Annotated in this window: 12 protein-coding genes and 1 riboswitch; of the genes, 4 read left to right on the top strand and 8 right to left on the bottom strand. The window is 72.0% G+C overall.

The window, feature by feature from the left end; translation table 11 throughout:
• Nucleotides 1–26 precede the first annotated feature (26 nt).
• Nucleotides 27–1,508, top strand: coding sequence for a SidA/IucD/PvdA family monooxygenase (locus L1Z78_RS02420; protein WP_234639979.1), 1,482 nt, complete (start codon nt 27–29; stop codon nt 1,506–1,508).
• Nucleotides 1,509–1,515: 7 nt separating this feature from the next.
• A complete protein-coding gene (locus L1Z78_RS02415; RefSeq protein ID WP_234639978.1) occupies nt 1,516–2,682 on the top strand; it encodes a CMD domain-containing protein in 1,167 nt (388 codons plus the stop codon).
• 103 nt (nt 2,683–2,785) lie between these two features.
• Here L1Z78_RS02415 and L1Z78_RS02410 read toward each other — a convergent pair whose 3' ends face one another.
• Nucleotides 2,786–5,362, bottom strand: coding sequence for a PepSY domain-containing protein (locus L1Z78_RS02410; protein WP_234639977.1), 2,577 nt, complete (start codon nt 5,360–5,362; stop codon nt 2,786–2,788).
• A gap of 290 nt (nt 5,363–5,652) precedes the next feature.
• A riboswitch (glycine riboswitch) is annotated at nt 5,653–5,763 on the top strand.
• 91 nt (nt 5,764–5,854) lie between these two features.
• Here L1Z78_RS02410 and L1Z78_RS02405 point away from each other — a divergent pair.
• Nucleotides 5,855–7,186, top strand: coding sequence for a D-amino acid dehydrogenase (locus L1Z78_RS02405; RefSeq protein WP_234639976.1), 1,332 nt, complete (start codon nt 5,855–5,857; stop codon nt 7,184–7,186).
• A gap of 15 nt (nt 7,187–7,201) precedes the next feature.
• Here the strand turns inward: L1Z78_RS02405 and L1Z78_RS02400 are convergent, their stop codons facing one another.
• The 4 genes from L1Z78_RS02400 to L1Z78_RS02385 all read right to left on the bottom strand — a co-directional run bounded on the left by L1Z78_RS02400 (nt 7,202) and on the right by L1Z78_RS02385 (nt 10,507).
• A complete protein-coding gene (locus L1Z78_RS02400; protein ID WP_234639975.1) occupies nt 7,202–8,437 on the bottom strand; it encodes an FIST signal transduction protein in 1,236 nt (411 codons plus the stop codon).
• A 76-nt stretch (nt 8,438–8,513) separates the two neighbouring features.
• A complete protein-coding gene (locus L1Z78_RS02395; RefSeq protein ID WP_234639974.1) occupies nt 8,514–9,425 on the bottom strand; it encodes a PhaM family polyhydroxyalkanoate granule multifunctional regulatory protein in 912 nt (303 codons plus the stop codon).
• 145 nt (nt 9,426–9,570) lie between these two features.
• Nucleotides 9,571–10,062, bottom strand: a complete 492-nt coding sequence (locus tag L1Z78_RS02390; RefSeq protein WP_234639973.1) for a copper chaperone PCu(A)C — start codon at nt 10,060–10,062, stop codon at nt 9,571–9,573.
• A gap of 76 nt (nt 10,063–10,138) precedes the next feature.
• Entirely contained in the window at nt 10,139–10,507 is a 369-nt protein-coding gene (locus L1Z78_RS02385; protein WP_234639972.1) for a hypothetical protein, read from the bottom strand.
• A 113-nt stretch (nt 10,508–10,620) separates the two neighbouring features.
• On the opposite strand from L1Z78_RS02385, the gene L1Z78_RS02380 reads away from it, so the two are divergent.
• Nucleotides 10,621–11,283 carry a glutathione S-transferase family protein gene (locus L1Z78_RS02380; protein ID WP_234639971.1) on the top strand — a complete coding sequence of 221 codons (663 nt, stop codon included), beginning with the start codon at nt 10,621–10,623 and terminating at the stop codon, nt 11,281–11,283.
• Nucleotides 11,284–11,287: 4 nt separating this feature from the next.
• Here L1Z78_RS02380 and recD read toward each other — a convergent pair whose 3' ends face one another.
• The 3 genes from recD to recC are packed head-to-tail and all read right to left on the bottom strand — an operon-like array spanning nt 11,288 to nt 20,657.
• Complete coding sequence (recD, locus tag L1Z78_RS02375; RefSeq protein WP_234639970.1) at nt 11,288–13,351, bottom strand: exodeoxyribonuclease V subunit alpha; 2,064 nt, start codon at nt 13,349–13,351, stop codon at nt 11,288–11,290.
• Nucleotides 13,348–17,145 carry an exodeoxyribonuclease V subunit beta gene (recB, locus tag L1Z78_RS02370; protein ID WP_234639969.1) on the bottom strand — a complete coding sequence of 1,266 codons (3,798 nt, stop codon included), beginning with the start codon at nt 17,143–17,145 and terminating at the stop codon, nt 13,348–13,350. Before recB ends, recD begins: the two co-directional genes overlap by 4 nt.
• The gene (gene recC, locus L1Z78_RS02365; RefSeq protein WP_234639968.1) at nt 17,142–20,657 is read right to left on the bottom strand and encodes an exodeoxyribonuclease V subunit gamma; all 3,516 of its coding nucleotides are present in this window, start codon (nt 20,655–20,657) and stop codon (nt 17,142–17,144) included. The genes recB and recC overlap by 4 nt, the downstream gene beginning before the upstream one ends.
• Nucleotides 20,658–20,688: the final 31 nt, after the last annotated feature.

The following is a 20,688-nucleotide window of genomic DNA, read 5'->3' as shown; positions in this document are numbered from 1 at the left end:
GCTGGCGCGCTTTCTCTGGTGAGTTTATGTCCCTGACCGATACGGCAGCCACGGCCCCCGCAGGCCTGGCGGCCCTTGAAGAACGCCTGCGCGACGACCTCGTCGCCCTGGGCTGGCCTGCCAAGGCCTGGATCCCCCCTGCCACCCGCGACGGCCAGCCCGTGCACGATGTCCTGGTCATCGGCGCCGGCCAGGCGGGCCTGGCCCTGTCGGCCGCGCTGTCCCAGCTGGGCATCGCGGCCGTTTTGCTGGACAAGGCCCCGCCGGACTTCGAAGGCCCCTGGGCCACGACGGCGCGCATGGAAACCCTGCGCTCACCCAAGGAGCTGACCGGCCCCGCGCTGGGCCTGCCCTCGCTGACCTTCCGCGCCTGGTTCATCGCCCAATGGGGCCGAGAAGCCTGGGCCGCGCTGGACAAGATCCCGCGCCTGCAGTGGATGGACTACCTGCGCTGGTACCGGCGCGTGATGCGCTGCGACGTGCGCAACGGCCACCAGGTCACGGCCGTGCGCCCGCAGGCGGATGGCGTCGTCGAGGTCGATGTGACGGCCGACGGTGCCTCCCGTACCTGGCTGGCGCGCCGCGTGGTGCTGGCCACGGGCCGCGACGGCCTGGGCGGCCCGCAGATTCCCGCCTTCATGCAGGGCGTGGAGCGCAGCCGCTGGGCGCATTCCTCCGACGCAATGGACTACGCCCGCCTGGCCGGCCTGCACGTGGGCGTGGTGGGCGCGGGCTCCTCGGCCATGGACAGCGCGGCCACGGCGCTGGAGCACGGCGCCGCCAGCGTGGACCTGCTGGTGCGCCGCCATGACCTGCCGCGCATCAACAAGTCCAAGGGCTCGGGCACGCCGGGCCTCACGCATGGCCAGTTCCTGCTGCCCGATGCCTGGAAATGGCGCATCCGCCACTACATCAACGTCCAGCAGGTGCCGCCGCCGCACGGCAGCACGCTGCGCGTCTCGCGCCATGCCAACGCCCACTTCAACCTGGGCTGCGCGGTGCAGAAGGTCGAGCAGGCCGGCGACAGGCTGCGCGTGAGCACGCCACGCGGCGTCTTCATGCTGGACTTCCTGATCGTCTCCACGGGCTTTGCCATCGACTGGAGCCAGCGCCCCGAGTTCGCAGGCATCGCGCCCCATGTGCGCTTGTGGAGCGACCGCTTCGCGCCCAAGGCCGGCGACGAGGACCAGGAACTGTCGGACTCGCCCGACCTGGGCCCGCTGTTCGAGTTCCAGGAAAAGACGCCCGGCGCCCTGCCCGGCCTGGACCGCGTGCACTGCTTTTGCTATGCCGCCGCGCTGTCGCACGGCACGGTGTCGGGCGACATCCCGGCCATCAGCGATGGCGCGCGCAAGCTGGCCCAGGGCCTGTCCGCGCTGTTCTACCGCGAGGACATGGAACACCACTACGCCCAGTTGCAGGCCTACAGCGAGCCTGAACTGGACGGCGGCGAATGGACGCCCGCCGACCCCGAGGCCCGCGTGCGGGCCCTGGCCGACAAGAACTGAGACCGATATGACCGCCCAACACAACGACACCATCGACCGCCTGGCCGGCCTGACCGCCTCCTCCCCCGTCTTCGCCACGCGCCGCCAGCGCGACAAGGTGGCCATCGCCACCCAGGCCTGCGAGGACCTGCTGCTGGGCAACGCCCTGGGCGAGCACCTGACCCAGGCCGAGCGCCTGGTGCTGGCCAGCGAGCAAAGCCGCGTCAGCGGCGTGCAGGCCCTGGCCGATGAATACCGCCAGCGCGCCGAAGCCCTGGGCGAGGCCCTGACGCCCGTGCTGCGCAGCGTGCTGGCCCAGCCCGGTGCCCAGACGGGCGACGCGCGCCTGGATGCGGCCCTGCACTTCGTGCGCACGCTGGCCCTGCATCCCGCCGAGAGCGACCGCGCGGCCCTGCTGGCCCTGCCCGAATCCGGCCTGTCCGTGGACGACACCGTGCTGCTGGCCCAGCTCGTGGGCTTCGTCGCCTACCAGCTGCGCCTGTTCGCGGGCGTGCGGGCCATGGACGCCCTGGGCGGCCAGGCCAGCGCCCCGGCGGCCGAAGCCGCCGCCGCACCCTTCGTTCACCCCGCCAACCTGCCGCCGCCCGGCGAGCCGCTGCGACGCAACGGCTACACCAGCGAGACGCTGGACTGGAAGTCCTGGCTGCCCGTGCTCGACCCCGCCACGGCCACGCCCGAGCAACAGGCCGTGCTGGACCTGAGCCACCCCAAGGCCCGGACCTCGGACTTCTACCTGCTGCTGGCCCGCCAGCCGCGCGTGCTGTCGGAACGCTCGCAGGCCTTCAACGCCATCATGTATGCGCCGGGCGGCCTGTCGCGCCCCGAGCGCGAGGTCGCGGCCACGGCCGTCTCGCGTTCCAACGGCTGCGTCTACTGCGCCTCGGTCCATGCCCAGCGCTTCGAGCAGCTGGCCAAGCGCAACGATGTGATGGCCCAGATGTTCGACGACCCGGACACGGCCGGCACCAATGCCCGCGAGCGCGCCATCATCCAGTCCTCGCTGGCACTGACGCGCGCACCCGGCAGCTTTGGTGCCGCCCAGCTGCGGCCGCTGCGCGATGCCGGCCTCACCGACCAGGAAATCCTGGACATGCTGCATTCGGCCGCCCTGTTCGGCTGGGCCAACCGCCTGATGCTGAACTTGGGCAAAGAGGTGTATCTGAACACCCCCTGAGCCGCTGCGCGGCTTCCCCCGTGGCTCGGCACCTCTCTACTCGCTACCGCGAGGGAGGGGGAAGACACCCTCGCTTTGGGCCCGCCAGTTTTTGGACCGCGCCTCAGTACACATCCCTGCGGTAGCGGCCTTCGACGATGAGGTCTTCGACGGCCGTGGCGCCGAGCACTTCGGCCAGCGCGGCGTCCACGCCGGCGGCCATGCCGTCGGCGCTGCCGCAGACGTAGAGCACGGCGCCGTCGGCGATCCAGCGGCGCAGGGGTTCGGCGGCGTCCAGCAGGGCGTCCTGCACGTAGCGGCGCTCGGCCTGGTCGCGCGAGTAGACGAAGTCCGCGCGTTCGAGCTGGCCGGCCGCCAGCCAGCCCGAGGCCTCGGCCTCGCAAAAGCCGTCGTGGGCGCGCTGGCGTTCGCCGAACAGCAGCCAGTTGCGATGCCGCCCGGCACGCAGGCGCGCCAGCAGGTGGCCGCGCAGGCCCGCATAACCCGAGCCGTTGCCGATGAACAGGGCTGGCGCATCGCCATCGTCGCTGGGCGCGAAGGCCTTGTTCTCGACCAGGCGCAGGGACACGGACGCCCCCAGCGGCGCATGGAACGTGAGCCATCCCGAGGCCAGGCCCAGGCCCGCGTCGTGGCGCACCTGGCGCACCAGCAGTTGCACATGGCCGTCCTGCGGCAGCGAGGCGACCGAGTAGCTGCGCGGCGCCAGCGCCCGGAGCGCATCGGCCACGGCCTGGGGCGCGGTGCCCGCAGCGAATTCACCGGGCAGGGGCAGCACGCTGGACGCCAGCGCCTCGCGCAATGGCATGGACTGCCCTCGCCAGCGCACCACGGCCATGCCGTCGCAGGCCTGGCGCAGCAGCCAGGCATCGACCATCTCGGGAGCATGGCGTGGCAGGACCTCGACCAGGGCGCCGGCCTGCCACGCGGGAACCGCGCCTTCGGGCGGGGCCAGCCGCAGCGTGTACAGGCCCGCGCCCTGGCTGCCGGGATTGCAGTGCTCGCGCGCCTGCAGCCGCCATGGCAAGAACACGGGTGCCACCGCCTCGGGCGGCCCGGACACGCCGGGCTCCACGCCAAAATGCCCTGCCAGCGCCTGCTGCCAGGCGCTCCAGGCGGCGGCATCCTCGCCATCCATTTCGATCAGCGGAAACACCGGCTGCGCGCCCAGGCGGCGCAGCTGGTGGTCCAGCGCATGGCCGAAGCCGCAAAAGGCCGCGTACTGCCGTTCGCCCAGCGCCAGCAGGCCGTACTGCAGCTGCGGCAGGGCAGATCCCGAGGCCGCGCCCAGCAGGCGCGCGAAGCGGCGCGCGGCATCGGGCGGGTCGCCTTCGCCAAAGCTGCTGGCCACGAAGAGCACGCGCCGGTGGTGGCGCAATTGCTCGGCATCGAGCCGGGCCACGGACTGCAGCGTCGCGGCCAGCCCCGCGCCGCGCAATGCGGCCACCGTGGCCACGGCCAGCCGTTGCGCATGGCCGGCCTGGCTGGCGAAGGCCACCAGCACGGCATCCTGGCCGGCAGGCGGGATGGCCGCGCCCTGCGCCAGCGCCTGGTGCTCGCGCGCCACGGCGCGCGCCTTGCGGCGGCGGTCCAGGTAGAGCATCCATCCCGTGATGGCGAACAAGGGCATGACCAGCGAGGCCAGCGTCATGACGATGCGCCCCGGGAGGCCGAAGTAGGTGCCCATGTGCAGCGGATAGATGGCCCCCACGGCGCGCCGCCCCGTGGGCAGGTCGGCATGGCGCTCGTCGCGCTGCACGGTGCCGTCTGGCAGCAGGGCCATCTGGTTGCGGGCGCGCTCGTGGGCGGCATCGGCATCCAGCCAGCTGATCTGCAGCGGCTGGCCCGCGCGTTCGGGCAGGCGCAGCTGCGCCAGTGTCCAGCCCCGGGCCACGTGTTCGAAGCCAGCCCAGCCTGGGCCGATGTCCACGGGCTGCGTGGCGGCCGGCTCCGGCCTCGGGCCGCCGCGCGCAGCGGCTTGCGCGGGCGCGGCAGCGCGCGGCGGAACGCCGGCCCAGCCATCCACCGTGCTGCGCACCACGCCGAAGGCCCAGTACATGCCCGTGAGCGTGAACACCACGTAGGCCACCAGCGCCCAGGTGCCCAGCACCGAATGCAGGCCCCACAGGAAGGAGCGGCCCTTGAGCGCCGGATCGAAGGTCAGCCAGGCGCGCCAGGACAGCGGCCGGCGCGGCCAGCGCAGGTACAGGCCCGACAGCGACAGCATCAGCAGCAGGCCGGCCAGCGTGCCCGTGACGGGCTTGCCGTCGTCGCGCGGCAGCAGCAGCCAGCGGTGCAGGCGCTCCACCCATCCGAAGAACTCCGCGCCCTGCTGCCCGGGCAACTGCGCGCCCGTGTAGGGATCGACGAAGACGGTCTGGCCCCGGCGCTGGCCGGCCGCCGGCTTGAAGGCCACCTGGGCCGAGCGCCCAGGCTCGGCAAACACGGTGATGCGCTGGACCGCGCGCTGCTCGCCGGCTTCGCGCAGCGCGGCCACGATCTGCGGCGGCGCCAGCGCTACGGCCTCGCGCACGGGCACCGAGGCCGTGCCGGGATTGAGCCAGTCCAGGATCTCCTCGTGGAATGAAAATACCGCGCCCGACAGGCCGATGACGATGAGCACCGTGCCGGCCGTGATGCCGACGAACCAGTGCAGCTGGAACCAGATTTTCTTGAAGCGCATGAAACAGGCCGGCGACGGGAGACTGGCAGCGGACAGGGAGTGCACGGCACCCGTGCCTCGGCCCCATGGACGCGGGGAGCCGATCAGCGCGCGATTCTAAATCGTTCTCATTCATGGCCTGTGGCATGCCAACCGTTGGCCCGGATGCCGGCCTGGGGTTTTCGCCTAGGCTGGCACCCTGAGGCCAGCGCCTAGAATCGCCAGCAGCAGGAGAGCAGGCGGGTGCCGCGGCATCCGCCTCACCGAAGGCGCAAACTCCCATACACGCTCAGGTACCGTACTGCGAACACATCATGCCGTCTGGAGAGTCGCCGCCCGCAAGGTACGGCGCACCGAAGGAGCAAGCCCCGTCCCCATGGACGGCGGTGAATCTCTCAGGTACCAAGGACAGGGGGAGCGGCAGCTGCGTCACGACGGACGCCGGCTGCTTGCCATGCCCATCAAGCATCCAGCCTCCGTGTGACCGGCACATGCCTTTGAAAGGGCATCGTCATGCGCGTCATCGTTCTCGGAGCCGGCCTGCTCGGCACCACCTCGGCCTACTATCTGCAATCCCTGGGTCACGAAGTGACCGTCATCGACCGCCAGGCCTCGCCGGGCGCCGAGACCAGCTTCGCCAACGGCGGACAGATCTCGGTCAGCCATGCCGAGCCCTGGGCCAATCCCGGCGCGCCGTTCAAGCTGCTGGGCTGGCTGGGCCGCGAGGACGCCCCGCTGCTGTTCCGCCTGCGCGCCGACATGCGCCAGTGGCTCTGGGGCCTGTCCTTCCTGCGCAACTGCACGCCGGCGCGCACGCGCCACAACATCCGGCAGATCGTGCGCCTGGGCACCTACAGCCGCGATGCCCTGCGGCAGCTGCGCGCCGACACCGGCCTGCAGTACGAGCAGCGCACCCAGGGCATCCTGCACTTCTACACCAACGCCCGCGAGTTCGAAGGGGCGCTCAAGCCCACCGAGCAGATGCAGGCCCTGGGCTGCGACCGCCGCCTGATCGATGTCGACGAGGCCGTGCGCCTGGAACCCGCCCTGGCCCAGGTGCGCGAGCGCATCGCGGGCGCCACCTACACGGCGCAGGACGAATCGGGCGACGCCAACCTCTTCACGCGCGAGCTGGCCCGCATCGCCGCCACCACCGGCGTGCGCTTTCTCCACGGCCACCACATCACGGCACTGCGCACCACGGGCGCGGGCGCCAGCCGCCATATCGACCATGTGGAAGTCACCAATGCCGACGGCCGCTACGAACGCATCCAGGGGGACGCCTACGTGCTGGCCCTGGGCTCGTTCAGCCCGCTGCTGGCGGCACCGCTGGGCCTGCGCCTGCCCATCTATCCGGCCAAGGGCTACTCCGTGACCCTGCCCGTGCTGGATGCCGCCAAGGCCTACCAGGTCAGCCTCACCGACGACGAGTTCAAGCTGGTGTTCTCGCGCTACACGGGCGCGCAGGGCGACCGGCTGCGCATCGCAGGCACGGCCGAGTTCAACGGCTATGACCGCAACCTCGATCCCGTGCGCTGCGAGGCCATCGTGCGGCGCGTGCAACAGCTGTTCCCTGGCGCCGGCGACGCCAGCCAGGCCCGGTACTGGAGCGGCCTGCGCCCCGCCACACCGAGCAACGTGCCGCTGATCGGCCGTTCGCCGGTCGCCAACCTGTTCCTGAACACAGGCCACGGGACGCTGGGCTGGACGCATGCCTGCGGCTCGGGCCTGGCGCTGGCCGAGCTGGTCAGCGGCCGACGCCCGGCCGTGGATTTCGATTTCCTCGGGGTGCAGGCACTGGAACCGGCACCCGGTGCGGGCGCCGCGCGTCCGCGTGCCATCTGAGACCTGCTGACGCCGCTACGCCGTGAATACCGTCAACACACCTGCGAAGCGGTGCAGGCGCGCGTCCATGATCTCGGCCTCGGCCACGAAGCCGATCAGCGGCACGTCGCCCAACGCGTGGCGCAGGGTGCGCAGTTCGGCATCGGGGCCTCCGAACAGGCCGCCACCGCGGCCCCGGCAGCTGATGTAGATGGCGCCGCGGATGGGCGGCTGCGATGGCTCCGGCGCCTGGCCGTCGCCGGGCTCCGCCGCATCGCGCAGCGCCGCGCCCAGCTGCAGCAGTTCCTGGCGTGCGACCTGGGCCTGGCGGCGACAGAAGATCACGGAATGCCCGGCCTCCACGGCGCAGGACAGGGCCACGCCCTGGCGCAGCGGATCCAGGCCGACCAGGGTCAGCACCTGGGCCTCTTCCGTCAGCACGCCATGGGCCATGCCCCGGCCCGGCGGCGCAATCGCCGCCAGCGTGGTGCGCACCGTGGTCAGCGCGGGCTGCCAGTCGCTGCCTTCCAGCTCCACGCCCAGCAACTGCAGCAGGCGCTGCAGTGCCGGGTCCCCATCCAGGCCGGTGACCAGGGCGCCACGCGCCTCGGTGATCTCCAGGCCCTCGCCCAACGGCACGCAGCCCTGGGCCATGCCCGTGATGCAGGGCACGGCGGAGCCGAAGGCCACGCCGGAGAAACCGCCCCGGAAGATTCCACGGGCATCGCCCTGCTGCGCGTGCAGCTCTTCGGTGCGGCAGGCGATCTGCACGCCTTCGACGCCGTCATCCCCGCCGCTGCCCAGGCCACCGAACAGCAGACCGGACTCGGTGCGCTCGGACAGCTCGTACAGCAACTCCGCCAGTTCCGGCTGACCACCCTCGGCATGAACCAGCGCGCAGCGGGCCGTGAAGCCGGCCTCCCCGCCCGGCGCGTGCAGCGGTGCCAGGCCGGAGTACAGCCGGTAGTGGGCCGCCGGCACATCGAGCAGCATCACCGCGAGCGCGGGCCCGGACTGGTATTCATGGGACATGGCCAGCACGCCGCCGGCCGAGCAACCGGCCCAGTCCGCCACATGCGGCAACGCCCGGGCCAGATGCTGGAGCAGCGCACGTGCGTGCGCCGCATGTTCATGGGACAGGTACACCAGGCCCAGCCGGGGCCGCTGCGCGTGGTCCGGCCCTGACAGCTGCGCGCGCAGCTGGCGCAGCACCGCATCGGCGGCGACGCGCCAGTCGGCATGGCTGGCATGGCCTACAGGAAACAAAGACATTCCCACCTTCTTTCTGCGCTTGCCGGAAACCGGCCTGCGGCCGGCACGGGCCTTGCGTCCATGGGTCCGCCCCCGTTCAACGCGACGGCCGGCCCTTGGCCGCGGCCTTGCCGGCAGCCGGGGCCCTGGCTGCCGTCTTTGCAGAGCTCTTGCGGGCCGCGGCCTTGGCGGGCGCCGCAGCCCTGGCCGCCGTCTTCGCGGGCTCCGCCTTGGGCTCCTTCTTGGGTGCCGTCGACTTGCCCGCCTGCACCGCCTGCGCCGCCTGCGCCGCGAAGGCACCTGCCTGGGCCGTCATGCGCTCCATGGTCGCCTTGGCCAGGTCCCCGGCCATGCCGGTGGCCCGCTGGGCGGCCGCCACGGCTTCCGGGGCCAGCGGCTCGGCCATGGCCTTGGCCGCGATCTGCTGGAACTGCTGGGTCAATGCGCCCCACCACTGCATGGCCTGGCCCATGGCCGCGGCCTGGGCAGACGCATCCCCGCCCGTCGATGCCTCGGAGGCCGATGCCTCGGGGGCCGGTGCCTGCGAAGGCTTGGAATCCGTGCTCCTGGCTGCGGCCGGCGCCGGGGCGGCCGGCGGTTTTCCCGACTTGCCCGCCTTGGTGCCAGCCGAGGACATGGGCCAATCCGAATGGTCGGCCTGCCCCTGGCCTGCGGCGCCCTTGGCGGCAGCAGCGGGGAACTGGAAGGCCTGGGCCAGCTCGCCCATGCTGACGTTCATGCCCTGCAGCGTGGACAGCGTCATGCGCTGCACCTCCAGCGCCTGGATGGTCGCCGCCAGCGCCTTGCCATTCTGTTCCAGCCAGAACTGCACGGCCTTGAGCTCGGTGATGCGCTTGTCCACCTCCTCGATGCTCACCGTGGGCGCCACCCATTCGGGCAGGCGCCCCAGCGGGCGGGCGGTGGCCGATCCCGCACTCTGGGCCAGGCCCTGCAGGAAGTCGAAACCGGGGATGAACTTGCCGAATCCGAAGGAGGATGCATCACTCATGGCCGCACTCGCTCAAAGTCTGGGTTGGAAGAGCATGCCGGCGGATCCCGCCGGCCATGCTCCCAGCTTAACCCAGGCGCGGCGCAAGTCCACGGCATGTCATGCCGGCGCGGCTGCGCACAAACCCGGTGGATGGCAGAGGGTCTCAGTGCGAATGGCCTGCATGGCCGCCGCCATGGGCCGCGGGCGCCATGGCGCGCACGGGGACCTGCAGGCTCAGGCGCGAAGTCTCGCCCTTGGCGTCCTTGAACACCAGGGTGATGGGCACCTGGCTGTCCTTGACCAGCGGGCTCTTGAGCTGCTGCAGCATGACGTGATAGCCACCCGGCTTGAGCTCCACGGCCACGCCCTTGGGCAGGTCCAGGCCTTCGATGGCACGCATGCGCATCACATCGCCTTCCATCTTCATTTCATGCACCTCGGCCACGCCGGCCACCGGCGATTCGACACCGACCAGGCGCAGCGGCTCCTCGGCCGTGAGGCGCATGAAGGCGCCCGAGGCCTGCTGGCCCGGCACGCTGGCGCGGGCCCAGGCGGCCTCGGCCTTGACATGGGCGGCATCGGCGTGGGCATGGGCCAGGCTCATGGACAGGGAGGCGGCGATCATGAAAGGGGTGGTCCATTGACGCAGTGTCATCACGGTTTCTCCAGAAATTTCAGTTCGTTGCGGCACGGTCTGCGTGCCTTGCACAGGGAAAGGGGGCAGGTTCGAATCAGGAGATCACCGGGGGCGGTGCGCGGGCCTGCGGCAGGGCCGGCAGGGCTGGCAGATGGCAGGATGCCGGGCGTGCGGCCGGCCGCGTGTCCGAGGCCGTCGGCTCCGGCAGCAGCCGGCCCTGAGCAGCCGGCGGCGCCAGCGGCGGCAGGCACAGCGGGCAGTCGATGCCATGGCCGATGGCCTGGGCGCCATCCTGTCCACCGGGTGCTGGCACCCAGACGGCCTCGCCCGAGGCCGAGCACAGGCGCTCCCAGCCCGAGGCGCGCGCCAGCGGCGCGAAGGCCGATGCCAGCGCCAGGCACAGCCACAGGCCCAGCACCCAGCGGGCGCAGGCATGCAAGGCAGTGTGCAGGCGAAGCGGCATGGCGCCATTCTAGGGGTCTGCCCCAGGCCGTCATCTGCGAGACGCCATGGCGCCATGCCACCCGCCTACCATGCGGCCAGGCACCAGCCCCATCACAACCCAAGGAGACCAACATGCTTACCCTGTGCGGATTTTCGGCCAGCAACTACTACAACAAGGTCAAGCTGGCCCTGCTGGAAAAGCAGTTGCCCTTCGACGAGGAACTGGCCTGGATCGGCGAGACCGACATGGCGCTGTCGCCGCTGGGCAAGGTGCCCTATCTGCGCATCGCCGATGGCCGGGGCCTGTGCGAATCGGCCGCCATGGCCGAGTATGTGGAGTCGCTGTCGCCCTCCCCCGCCCTGCTGCCCGCCGATGCCTTCGAGGCCGCCAAGGTGCGCGAGCTGTGCGTGTTCCTGGACCTGCATCTGGAACTGGTCGCACGCAACCTCTATCCGCAGGCCTTCTTCGGCGGCCAGGTCAGCGACTCCCTGAAGGAGCGTACGCTGGCCCAGCTCGACAAGAACGTGGCGGCCTTCGCCCGACTGGCGCGCTTTGCCCCCTTCGTGGCGGGCGACCGCTTCACGCTGGCGGACTGCTGCGCCATCGTGCACCTGCCCCTGGTCAGCGCTGCCAGCAAGATCGTTGGCGGCCGCGACGTGCTGGCCGACCTGCCCGTGCGCGAGTACCTGGCGCGCATGGGGGAGCGGCCCACGGTGCAGCAGGTCAACGCCGACCGCAAGACCAACACCGCGCTGATGATGCAGCGCTACGCCGGCGACAAGGCGTCGGCCTGAGCCCTCAGTCCTCCAGCCAGCGCAGCAGCCCGCTGGCGCGCTGCGTGGGGCTGCCCACTGCGGAGGCCAGCAGGCCCGGCACCTCGGAAAACAGCGAAAAGGCCTGGCGGGCGCGCGTGATGCCGGTGTAGACCAGCTCACGCCCGAGCACGCTGCCTGCGCGCGAGGGCAGCACCAGGGCCGTGTGCTCGAACTCCGAGCCCTGGCTCTTGTGCACCGTCATGGCGAAGGCGGTCTCCACATGGGCCAGCCGGCCCACGCCGACCGAACGCAGTTCGTCGCCCTGGAGAAAGTACACCCGCAGCGGCTGCCCCGGCTGCAGGCCGGGCAGCGCGATGCCGATGTCGCCGTTGAACACGCCCAGTTGCGCATCGTTGCGCGTGACCATGACGGGCCGTCCCGCATACCATTCGCCGCCCCTGCGGATCACGCCTTGCCCGTGCAGCGCCTGCTCGACGGCATGGTTGAGGCCCGCCACGCCCCACTCGCCTTCGCGCACCGCGCACAGCAGCCGAAAGCGCTCGAAGGCCTGCAGCACACCGACCACCCAGGCGCGGTGCGCAGCCTCGTCCGCAAGGCCGCCCTCCGGCCTGGCTCGCAGCGCCTGCGCATACAGGGCATAGCTGGCAAGCCCGGCGCGGCCGTGCACTGCCAGTTCGGTCACGGCCTGCACGCCGCCGCCCTGGCGCTCCCACAGCTCGGAGTGCGGCCCGCCCCGCGTGCCGGCATCCAGCAGGGCCTGCGCCCGCACCGCATCGCCCTCGTTCACGGCGCGCGCCAGCTGGCCGATGGGGCCGCCGAAGCGCCGGCTCTCCCGCAGCATGACCGTGTGTTGCGCGAGCGCCGGTGCGCGGTCCCCCGCGGCCGCGGCGAAACGGTCGGGAATCCGCAGGCCGGCCACGCGCCGCGCATAGTCCATCGTGTCCGGCAGATAGCGCCCGGCCTGCGCATCGCGGCACAGGTCGCCGAGCACGGCGCCGGCCTCGACCGAGGCCAGCTGGTCCTTGTCGCCCAGCAGCACCAGGCGCGCGCCGGCAGGCAGGGCGTCGAGCAGGGCGGCCATCATCTCCAGGTGGATCATCGAGGCCTCGTCGACGATGAGCACGTCCACGTCGAGCTGCCGCCCCGCATGAAAGCCCCAGTGCCGCGTATCGGGCCGCGCCCCGAGCATGGAATGCAGCGTGCGGGCCGCACCCATGCGCTGCACCAGGGCCGCCAGGTCGATCTCGCCGCCCATGCCGTCCTGCAACTGCAACAGGGCTGCGTCGATGGACTGCTTCAGGCGCGCCGCGGCCTTGCCGGTGGGCGCGGCCAGGGCCACGCGCAGTTGCGCGGCATCGGGCGCAGTGGCGAACAGCAGGGCCAGCAGCCGCGCGGCCGTATAGGTCTTGCCCGTGCCCGGGCCACCCGTGATCACCGACAGCCGTCCACGCAGCGCCAGCGCGCAGGCCAGCTTCTGCCAGTCCACGCCGGCATCGCCCCGGGCGTGCGGGAACAGCCGGTCCAGCCAGCGACGGGCCAGGGACTCGTGCAGCGCGTCGGCCGATGCGGTGCGCCGCATGACCTGCGTGGCCACGGCACGCTCGTAGTCCCGGTACCGGCGCAGATACAGCAGCGGCGCGGTCCCGTGCGCGCCGGCCAGCACCAGCGGCTGGCCACGGTCCTCGGCGTCCGGTGCCTCCACGCGCACCACGGGGCTCGCGCGCAGCGCGTCGACCCAGCCGGACAGGCTGCGGGGCAGCCTCTCCCACAGGGATTGCTGGGCCGCCAGTGCCTCGGCGGGCCAGGCCAGCACCTCGTTGGGGTTGCCGGCCAGCGGCGCCAGCGGCAGGCAGCTGTGGCCGCGCCCCTCCATCTGCGCCAGCAGCGCGGCCGCCACGAGCAGGGCAGGCCGGGCCTGCGCGTCCTGGCCGGCGACGAAGGAGGCCAGCGCCACGTCCAGCCGGCGCAGCAGGCCTGCATCGGCCCAGCGGCGCAACAGGGCCAGGATGTCATCGGTGTCCGGACGCTCGTCGAACAGGTCCAGCGTGGCGGTATCGATCTGGCGCGAGCGCGGTCGCGGGCTCATGGCTTCTCCTCCGGTTCCAGCTGCCCGAGGCCCAGCAGATCGTCGAGCGCATCGAGCAGGTCCGGCTCGGGCGCCAGGACATGCAAGCCGCCGGCCGGCCCGTCGATGCCGCGCAGAAAGTAGTACAGCGCGCCGCCGAGCTGGCGCTGCGGCGCGTAGGCCGCGCCCAGGCGGCTGCGCAGCAGCCGGTGCAGGGCCAGCAGGTACAGCGCGGCCTGCACGTCATAGCGGTGATGGAGCATGGCCCGCGCCAGGGCCTCGGCACCATAGGCGCTGCCATCGGGCCCCAAGTGATTGCTCTTGTAGTCGAGCACCCAGTAGCGGCCCTCGTGGCAGAACACCAGGTCGGCAAAGCCCATGAGCATGCCATGCAGCGAACGCTGGGGCAGCGCGGGCCGGGCCTGGCCGGGCAGGATGAAGCGCCGGCACAACTGGTCGATGCGCTCGGCAGGCAGCTGGCGCGCGGGCAGCCAGAACTCCATCTCGGACAACTGGGGCCCCAGGGTGGCCAGCGTCACGTCGAGCGGTGCCAGCGGCTGGTGGACCACGGCCGTGAGCCAGGCCAGCAGGTCCTGGGCCTGCTCTGCCCGCCCCGCGCGCTCACAGCGGCGCAGCAGGCGCTGGGCCAGCATGCCCTGGCCATCCATGGGCAGGCCAAAGCCCTCGCCGCCCAGCCATTCGAGCTGCTCGTGGACGAAGTTGCCCACCACGGGACCGCGCAGGAAGCGGTGCCAGACGGCCGCGCCTGCCGGCTGCGGCCGGTCCGCCATGGAGGCCATGTCGTGCAGATCCGGGGATGGCGGCTCCAGGCCCTGTTCATCCTCGGCCGGGCGCTGCACGGACACGGGCAGCACGGGCAGGCTGGGCGCTGCCATGGCACGGACCAGAGCCGAGAAGCTGCCTATGCCCCAGCGCGTGTCGAAATGCGCATCGTAGGGCGCGGCCTCCAGCAGCGGCGCGGCGTCGGCCGGTGGCTGCCAGCGGGTACACCGCAAGGGCACGGCGTCCAGATCGCGCCAGGCCATGGAGCCGCCGTCACCGCACAGCTGGCGCAGCGCGTCCAGCCAGCCCTGGGCCGAACGCGGCCCGGTGCCGCCCAGCAGGTAGCCGGCCGCCCCCTGTTCATTGACGCAGGCCTTGCCGCCGCCGCGCCTGAGCGGGGCCAGGCCCAGCCACAGCGCATGGCGCGGGCGGGTGAGCGCCACGTAGAACAGGCGCAGGTCCTCGCGCAGCCGGTCGCGGTCGGCACGGGCCAGTTCCTCGTCGCTGTAGGCCAGCAGCAGCCGGCGGCCCGTGGCCGCCTCGCCTTCACCCTCATGGGAGGCCAGGCTCAGGTAAGGCGTCCTGGCCCGCTCCAGCGGCCGGAAGCTCCCCGCGAAGGGCAGGCACACCAGCGGGTACTCCAGGCCCTTGCTCTTGTGCACGGTGACGACCTTGACCAGGTCGGCATCGCTTTCCAGGCGCACGACCTGCTCTTCGCTGCCGCTGCCCGGCGCCTCGATCTGGGTAGCCAGCCAGCGGATCAGGGCCTGCTCTCCTTCCTGCTGGGCGCTGGCGGTCTGCAGCAGCTCGGCCAGGTGCAGGTAGTTGGTCAGGCGCCGCTCGCCACCCAGGGCCGGATCGCGCAGCCAGCGTGCGGGCAGGTCCAGCCGGTACAGGGTCTGGCGCAGCATGGCCAGCACGCCCTGGCGCAGCCACACGCCGTGCAGCTCGCGCAGCTGCTCGCTGCGGGCGTCGAAGGCCTCCTCGTCGGCGGCCAGCCGGGCCAGCTCGTCCAGCGACAGGCCGATGAGCCGCGTGGCCAGGCCCGCGCGCACAGCCAGGGCGTCCAGCGGCGCGGCGACGGCGCGCAGCCAGTACAGCAGGTCATGGGCCTCGTCGCTGGCGAACACCGAATCCTGGTCCGACAGATAGACCGAGGCCACGGCACGCGCCTGCAGTTCTCGGCGCACGGCCGCGGCCTCGCGGCCCGTGCGCACCAGGATGGCGATGTCGGCGGGCCGCAGCCGTGCGAAACCGCCGTCGGGCTGGACGAAACCGGCTTGCGCATCGGCCAGCCATTGCACGATCTGCTCGGCGCAATGGGCGGCGAAGCGGCGTCGCACCTCGTCGGCCGGCAGGGGCTGGGGCTCGCCGGTGTCTTCATCGTGGCCGGCGCTCCAGGCCACGGTGATGGCGGGCATCTCACCCTCGCGCGTGTGCAGCCGTTCGCGCCGGCCCTGGGCTGCGACCGGCTCGAACGGCAGGGGGTTGGCGCTGCCGCGCCGGAACATGAAGGCGCCCTCGCCCGGCCGCTGCTCGGCCTGCGCGAACCAATGGTTGACGGCGCCCACCAGCGCCTCGGTGGAGCGGTAGTTGGTGCCCAGCACGTAGTGGCGGCCCTCGGTGGCGCGGCGCGCTTGCAGGTAGCTGTGGATGTCGGCACCGCGAAAGCCGTAGATGGACTGCTTGGGGTCGCCGATCAGCAGCAGGGCACTGTGCGGGTCGTTGGCGGCCGTGCGGTAGATCTGGTCGAACAGGCGGTACTGCAGCGGCGAGGTGTCCTGGAATTCATCGATCAGCGCCACCGGGTACTGGGCCAGGATGCGCTCGCGCAGCACGGCGCCGTTGTCGCCAGCCAGGGCCGTGTCCAGGCGCTGCAGCATGTCGGCAAAGCCGAAGCTGCCGGCCTGGCGCTTGAGGAGGGCCAGCCGCTGCGAGACGCGCGCGGCCGCGTGCAGGCGCACGGCCACGCTGACGGGCGGCAACTGCTCCAGCTGCACCAGCAGCGTCTGCAGTTGCGCCAGTTCCAGCGGCATCAGCACATCGCCGGGCGCGCCCTTGAAGGCCTCGGCCAGGCCTTCGGGGCTGAGACGGTGGCGCGCGGCCTCGGTCAGTTGCAGGGGGGTATCGAGCGGCGCCCGCGCCCAGTCGGCCAGCGCCTCGAGCCAGCCCGTGTAGCGCGCGGGCTGGAGCTTGCGCTTGTCCCACAGCGCGCCCTGGCCGTCCAGCTGTGCATCCAGCCACCGCTGCAGGCGCTGGGCCTTGCCGGCCCAGCCTTCGGCCAGCAACAGCAGGGCCGCCTGGCGCTGGCCGGTGGCACGCCGCAGGCATTCGCCCAGGCTGCCTTCGCCCGCGCCAGGCTCGGCGGGCTCGCGCAGCAGCGCGCGCATGTCCTCGACCAGGGCATCGACATGGGGCCAGATCTTCAGCACCGCGTCCAGCAGCTCGTCGGACAGCGGGTAGCACTGCTGGCGCCAGTAGTCCTGCGCGGCCTCGGTCTGGCGCAGGCTTTCGTCGGGCTCCAGCGTTTCGTCGAACAGGTTGCCGCTGTCGAAGGCATGTTCGCGCAGCATGCGCTGGCACCAGGCGTCTATGGTGTGGATGGCCGCGTCGTCCATGCACTCGGCCGCCATGGCCAGGCGCCAGGCCGCGCGTTCGCGCACGGCGCCTTCAGGGTAGTCCTCGCGCAGCGCACGCAGGAAGTCGTCGTGCGGCGCGGGCTCGGCCTGGCCGCGAAAGCACTGCACGGCCTCGATCAGCCGGCGGCGTATGCGATCGGACAGCTCGCGCGTGGCCGCCCGCGTGAAGGTCATGACGAGAATGTCGGGCGGCATCAGGGCGCGCTCGAAGGCCGTTCCCTCGCCGCCGCCGTCCTGCGGCTCGCCATGGCCCAGCACGAGGCGCAGGTACAGCGCGGCGATGGTCCAGGTCTTGCCGGTGCCGGCGCTGGCCTCGATCAGCCGGCTACCCCACAGCGGAAAGCACCCGGCATCGAGCACATGGCTGGCCGTGGCGGTGACTGTGGCGCTCATGCCGCGTCCTCCCCGTACGGCAGGGCCTGCACCTGCGCGGCCACCCAGTCGAGCAGCGGCCCGTGGGCGGCGCGCGCCAAAGCCTCGAAACGGCCATCGGCGCACAGGGCCTCGAAGTCGGGATAGCAGCGCGCCCAGGATGGGTCCTCGCATTCACCGCCGATCAGGTGCCCGCCCTCGTAGGCCTGTTGCGCGGCGGCCGGCTGGTCCTCGGCCATGGCCAGGCCGGCGCGCAGCGGCAGGGGCAGCGGGCCGTCCTGGCCCGCGCGCCACAAGCCCATCAATGCTCGCAGCCCGGCCTGCGCTTCGCGGGGGTCCATGGGCAGGGCCTGCACCAGGCCGTCGCGCGCCACCACATGCAGGCGGGCCTGCGTGCCGCTGGCGGCCAGCGCCAGGCTGCGCAGGTAAAAGGGCAGCAACCTGTCGGCCCGGGGCTGGCCCTTGGCGGTGAGCAGCTTGCGCGGCTCCAGCAGCAGCCAGCACAGGCCGTCGTCCCCTTCGCACGTTGTTCCAGGTTCACCCGCCTGGCGCAGCCCGTCCATCCAGTCATCGAACACCAGGCCGTCCTGCTCGATCAGCAGGCGCCTGCGCGGTGCAGGCCAGGCATACAGCGCCAGCTGCTCGCGCCAGGCGCGCAACGAGGGCATGACCGAGGACTGCAATGCGCGCGCGCCGCGCTCGCCCAGGCCGGCCAGCGGCAGCCGCCCCGACCGCGACAGGCGCGCGACGGCGGCACGCACACCATCCTCCATGGATCGCGGTGTCTGCTGCGCGCCGGTCAGGTCCGAGGCGAGCTGCTGCTGCAATTGCTGAACCAGCAGGTATTCGGTCAGGCCGTCGAGCTGGAACAGTTCCTCGTCCACGACGGGGTTGTCCTCCTGCTCGAAGCGCACCTGCAGGCGCTGGCGCAAATAGGCGCGCGCGGGGTGGCGCAGAAAATCGATGAGCCGCGCCAGCGTCAGCGGTGCCGATGCATCGGGGACGAAGGCCGCACGCGGCAACTCGGGCCTCTGCGGCATGTGCGAAGGCGCATCCGACGGTGCATGCGCGGCCCGCCATTCGCGCGCATAGGTGGTCCAGGGCGAGCCCTCCTCGAAGTAGCGGCGGCTGAACGGCTGCAGCGGGTGCTGCTGGGTGCGCTGCTCCAGCAGGCCGCCACCGCCCTCGCCGCACCAGCCCGCTGCGAGATAGTCGCGCAGCTGGGACACCAGCACCGATGGCGGCTGCTCGCTGTTGTCGCGCACCTGGTGGCCGGTCCAGCTGATGTAGAGCGTGCGCCGCGCCGACAGCAGGGCTTCCAGCATGAGCTGGCGGTCGTCGTCGCGCCGCGCGCGGTCGCCGGGGCGCTGCTGGCCCGGCAGCGCCATCAGGTCGAAATCGCTGCGCGTGGCGCGGCGCGGGTAGTCGCCATCGTTCATGCCCAGCAGGCAGACCACCTCGAAGGGAATGGCGCGCATGGGCATCAGCGTGCAAAAGGTCACGCCACCCGCGCGAAAGCGCTGCGACAGGGATGGTTGCTCCAGCGCCTGCATCCAGGCCTCCTGGGCCACGGCCAGTTCCAGGGGGGCCGCATAGCCCGCCTGCTCGCAGGCCCGCTGCCAACCGGTCAGCGCGGCGTCCAGCGCGGCCAGCATGGTCTCGTCCTCGTCGCCCCGGGCCTTGAAGAAATCCTGCACCAGCGCACGAAAGCGCTGCGCCCAGACATCGGGCGTGGCCGGCCGTTCGGCCTCGCGCCACCAGGCCAGCATGCGCTCCAGCAGCGAGGCGAGCACGCCGGCCAGTTCGGCCGACAGCCCGCCCACCTCGTCATAGGGCTCGATCCCGCCGAAGTCCCGGCCGTCCTGCGCCGCGCCGCTGGCATAGCCCAGCAGCATGCGCTGCAGCCCGAACCAGGCGCTGTTGTGCTCACCGCAGGCCTGCAGGCCCAGGGCGCCGCGCTGGGGCGCGTTCAGGCCCCAGCGTATGCCGGCGCCGGCCATCCAGCGCGTGAGCTGGGGAAGGTCGCCTGCCGCCAGCCCCATGCGCGCCGCGATGGCAGGCACATCGAGCAGATCGCACAGCTCGCTGAGCCGGCAGCGCTGCTGGGGCAGGCGCAACAGCCACTGCAGGGCCACGGCCAGCGGGCTGCTGGTGCGTGCCCCGAGGTCGGCGATATCGAAGGGGATGTGGCGCGGATCATGCCGCCCATACTGACCGAACACCGCGCGTATCGACGGCGCTGCCGTCTCGATGGAGGGCAGCATCACCACCACGTCGCGCGGCGCCAGCGGCCGCTGGCCCGCCTGCGCGGGGTGGGCCAGCATCTGCAGCAGCTGGTCGTGCAGCACCTCCAGTTCGCGCACCACGCTGTGCGCGCCATGGAACACGATGGAGCGGTCCGCGCGCGCCACCTCCAGCGGCGGGTGCTCGGCCAGCGGCACCAGGTCGCGTATGCGCTGCTGCACCTGGACCAGCAGGGGCGCCGCATGCAGGTCCCGGGCATCGGTCTCGTCGAACAGGTCCACGCGCGGCATCTGCAGGTGGGCCGCGGCGCCGGTGGTGTCGAAGGCATCGAGCTGGCGCACATAGTCACGGCTTTGACGGCCCCAGGCCGCCAGCAACGGGTGGGCATGGGCATGCATGGCCTCCAGCGGCAGCTGCGCCAGATCGCGCCCGCCGCGCAGCGGATGGCGCCGCCGCGCCATGCGCAGCAGCTCGCGCCCATCGATGGCATCGGCCCAGTGAAAACGGCAGGGATTGGGCACGGCCAGGAGCACCTGGCTGTGGCGCGCGATCGCGGCCAGGAACTCCAGCAGGCTCAACGGCAACTGACTGATGCCGAACACCACCACGCGGCGCGCCAGCGGCTCGACGGGCGCCTGGCCGGACTGCAGGGCCTCCAGCACCCTGCCCTGGAGCCTCGCGCGCGTGGTGCCGCGCTGCTCCTCGTCCAGCTCGGCCAGCACGGCACGCCACAGGCGCGGCTGCCACAGCTGGCCGTCGGGCACGGGGCCCTGCGGCACTCCCGGACGCAGCGGCATGGGCAAGACATCGCCGCCGGCTTCCCAGGCGTCCAGCCAATCGGCACGGTAGATCTGGTACTGGTCGAAAAGGTCGGCCAGGCGCTGGGCCAGCTGCAGCAGCCGCTCGGGCTCGCCGGGGCGCAGAAAGCCCGCGATGGGAGCGAAGACCGGGTCGTCGAGGCATTGGGGAAGCAGCCGCATCAGCCGCCAGGTCATGGGCGTCTTGTCCAGCGGCGACTCGCGCGGCACGGCCTGGCGTCCCAGCACCTGGCGGTAGCTGCGCCACACGAAGCGCGCGGGCAGTTCCACGCGCGCCGCGGCGCATATGCCCAACTGCTCGGCCATGCGCATCTTGAACCACTCGGCCATGCCGTTGCTCTGCACCAGCACCACCTCGGGCTCCAGCACGTCCAGCGGATGGGCGGCCAGCCACGCCAGCACCGTGTCCGCCAGGACCTCGGTCTGGTTTCCGTGCAGGGCGATCAACCCCGGCTGCCAATGCGTTGCCACCCTTGTGCTCCCGTGCTCCAAGTCATGCGAG

This window comes from Delftia tsuruhatensis, from assembly GCF_903815225.1.
In the GTDB taxonomy this organism is placed as follows: domain Bacteria; phylum Pseudomonadota; class Gammaproteobacteria; order Burkholderiales; family Burkholderiaceae_C; genus Comamonas; species Comamonas tsuruhatensis_A.
This window is presented reverse-complemented; position numbering and strand designations above follow the sequence as displayed.

Bases quoted from the DNA above. Each gene is read 5' to 3' on its own strand.
- L1Z78_RS02420 (WP_234639979.1), top strand. From the start codon at position 27: ATGTCCCTGACCGATACGGCAGCCACGGCCCCCGCAGGCCTGGCGGCC.
- L1Z78_RS02415 (WP_234639978.1), top strand. From the start codon at position 1,516: ATGACCGCCCAACACAACGACACCATCGACCGCCTGGCCGGCCTGACC.
- L1Z78_RS02410 (WP_234639977.1), bottom strand. From the start codon at position 5,362: ATGCGCTTCAAGAAAATCTGGTTCCAGCTGCACTGGTTCGTCGGCATC.
- L1Z78_RS02405 (WP_234639976.1), top strand. From the start codon at position 5,855: ATGCGCGTCATCGTTCTCGGAGCCGGCCTGCTCGGCACCACCTCGGCC.
- L1Z78_RS02400 (WP_234639975.1), bottom strand. From the start codon at position 8,437: ATGTCTTTGTTTCCTGTAGGCCATGCCAGCCATGCCGACTGGCGCGTC.
- L1Z78_RS02395 (WP_234639974.1), bottom strand. From the start codon at position 9,425: ATGAGTGATGCATCCTCCTTCGGATTCGGCAAGTTCATCCCCGGTTTC.
- L1Z78_RS02390 (WP_234639973.1), bottom strand. From the start codon at position 10,062: ATGACACTGCGTCAATGGACCACCCCTTTCATGATCGCCGCCTCCCTG.
- L1Z78_RS02385 (WP_234639972.1), bottom strand. From the start codon at position 10,507: ATGCCGCTTCGCCTGCACACTGCCTTGCATGCCTGCGCCCGCTGGGTG.
- L1Z78_RS02380 (WP_234639971.1), top strand. From the start codon at position 10,621: ATGCTTACCCTGTGCGGATTTTCGGCCAGCAACTACTACAACAAGGTC.
- recD (WP_234639970.1), bottom strand. From the start codon at position 13,351: ATGAGCCCGCGACCGCGCTCGCGCCAGATCGATACCGCCACGCTGGAC.
- recB (WP_234639969.1), bottom strand. From the start codon at position 17,145: ATGAGCGCCACAGTCACCGCCACGGCCAGCCATGTGCTCGATGCCGGG.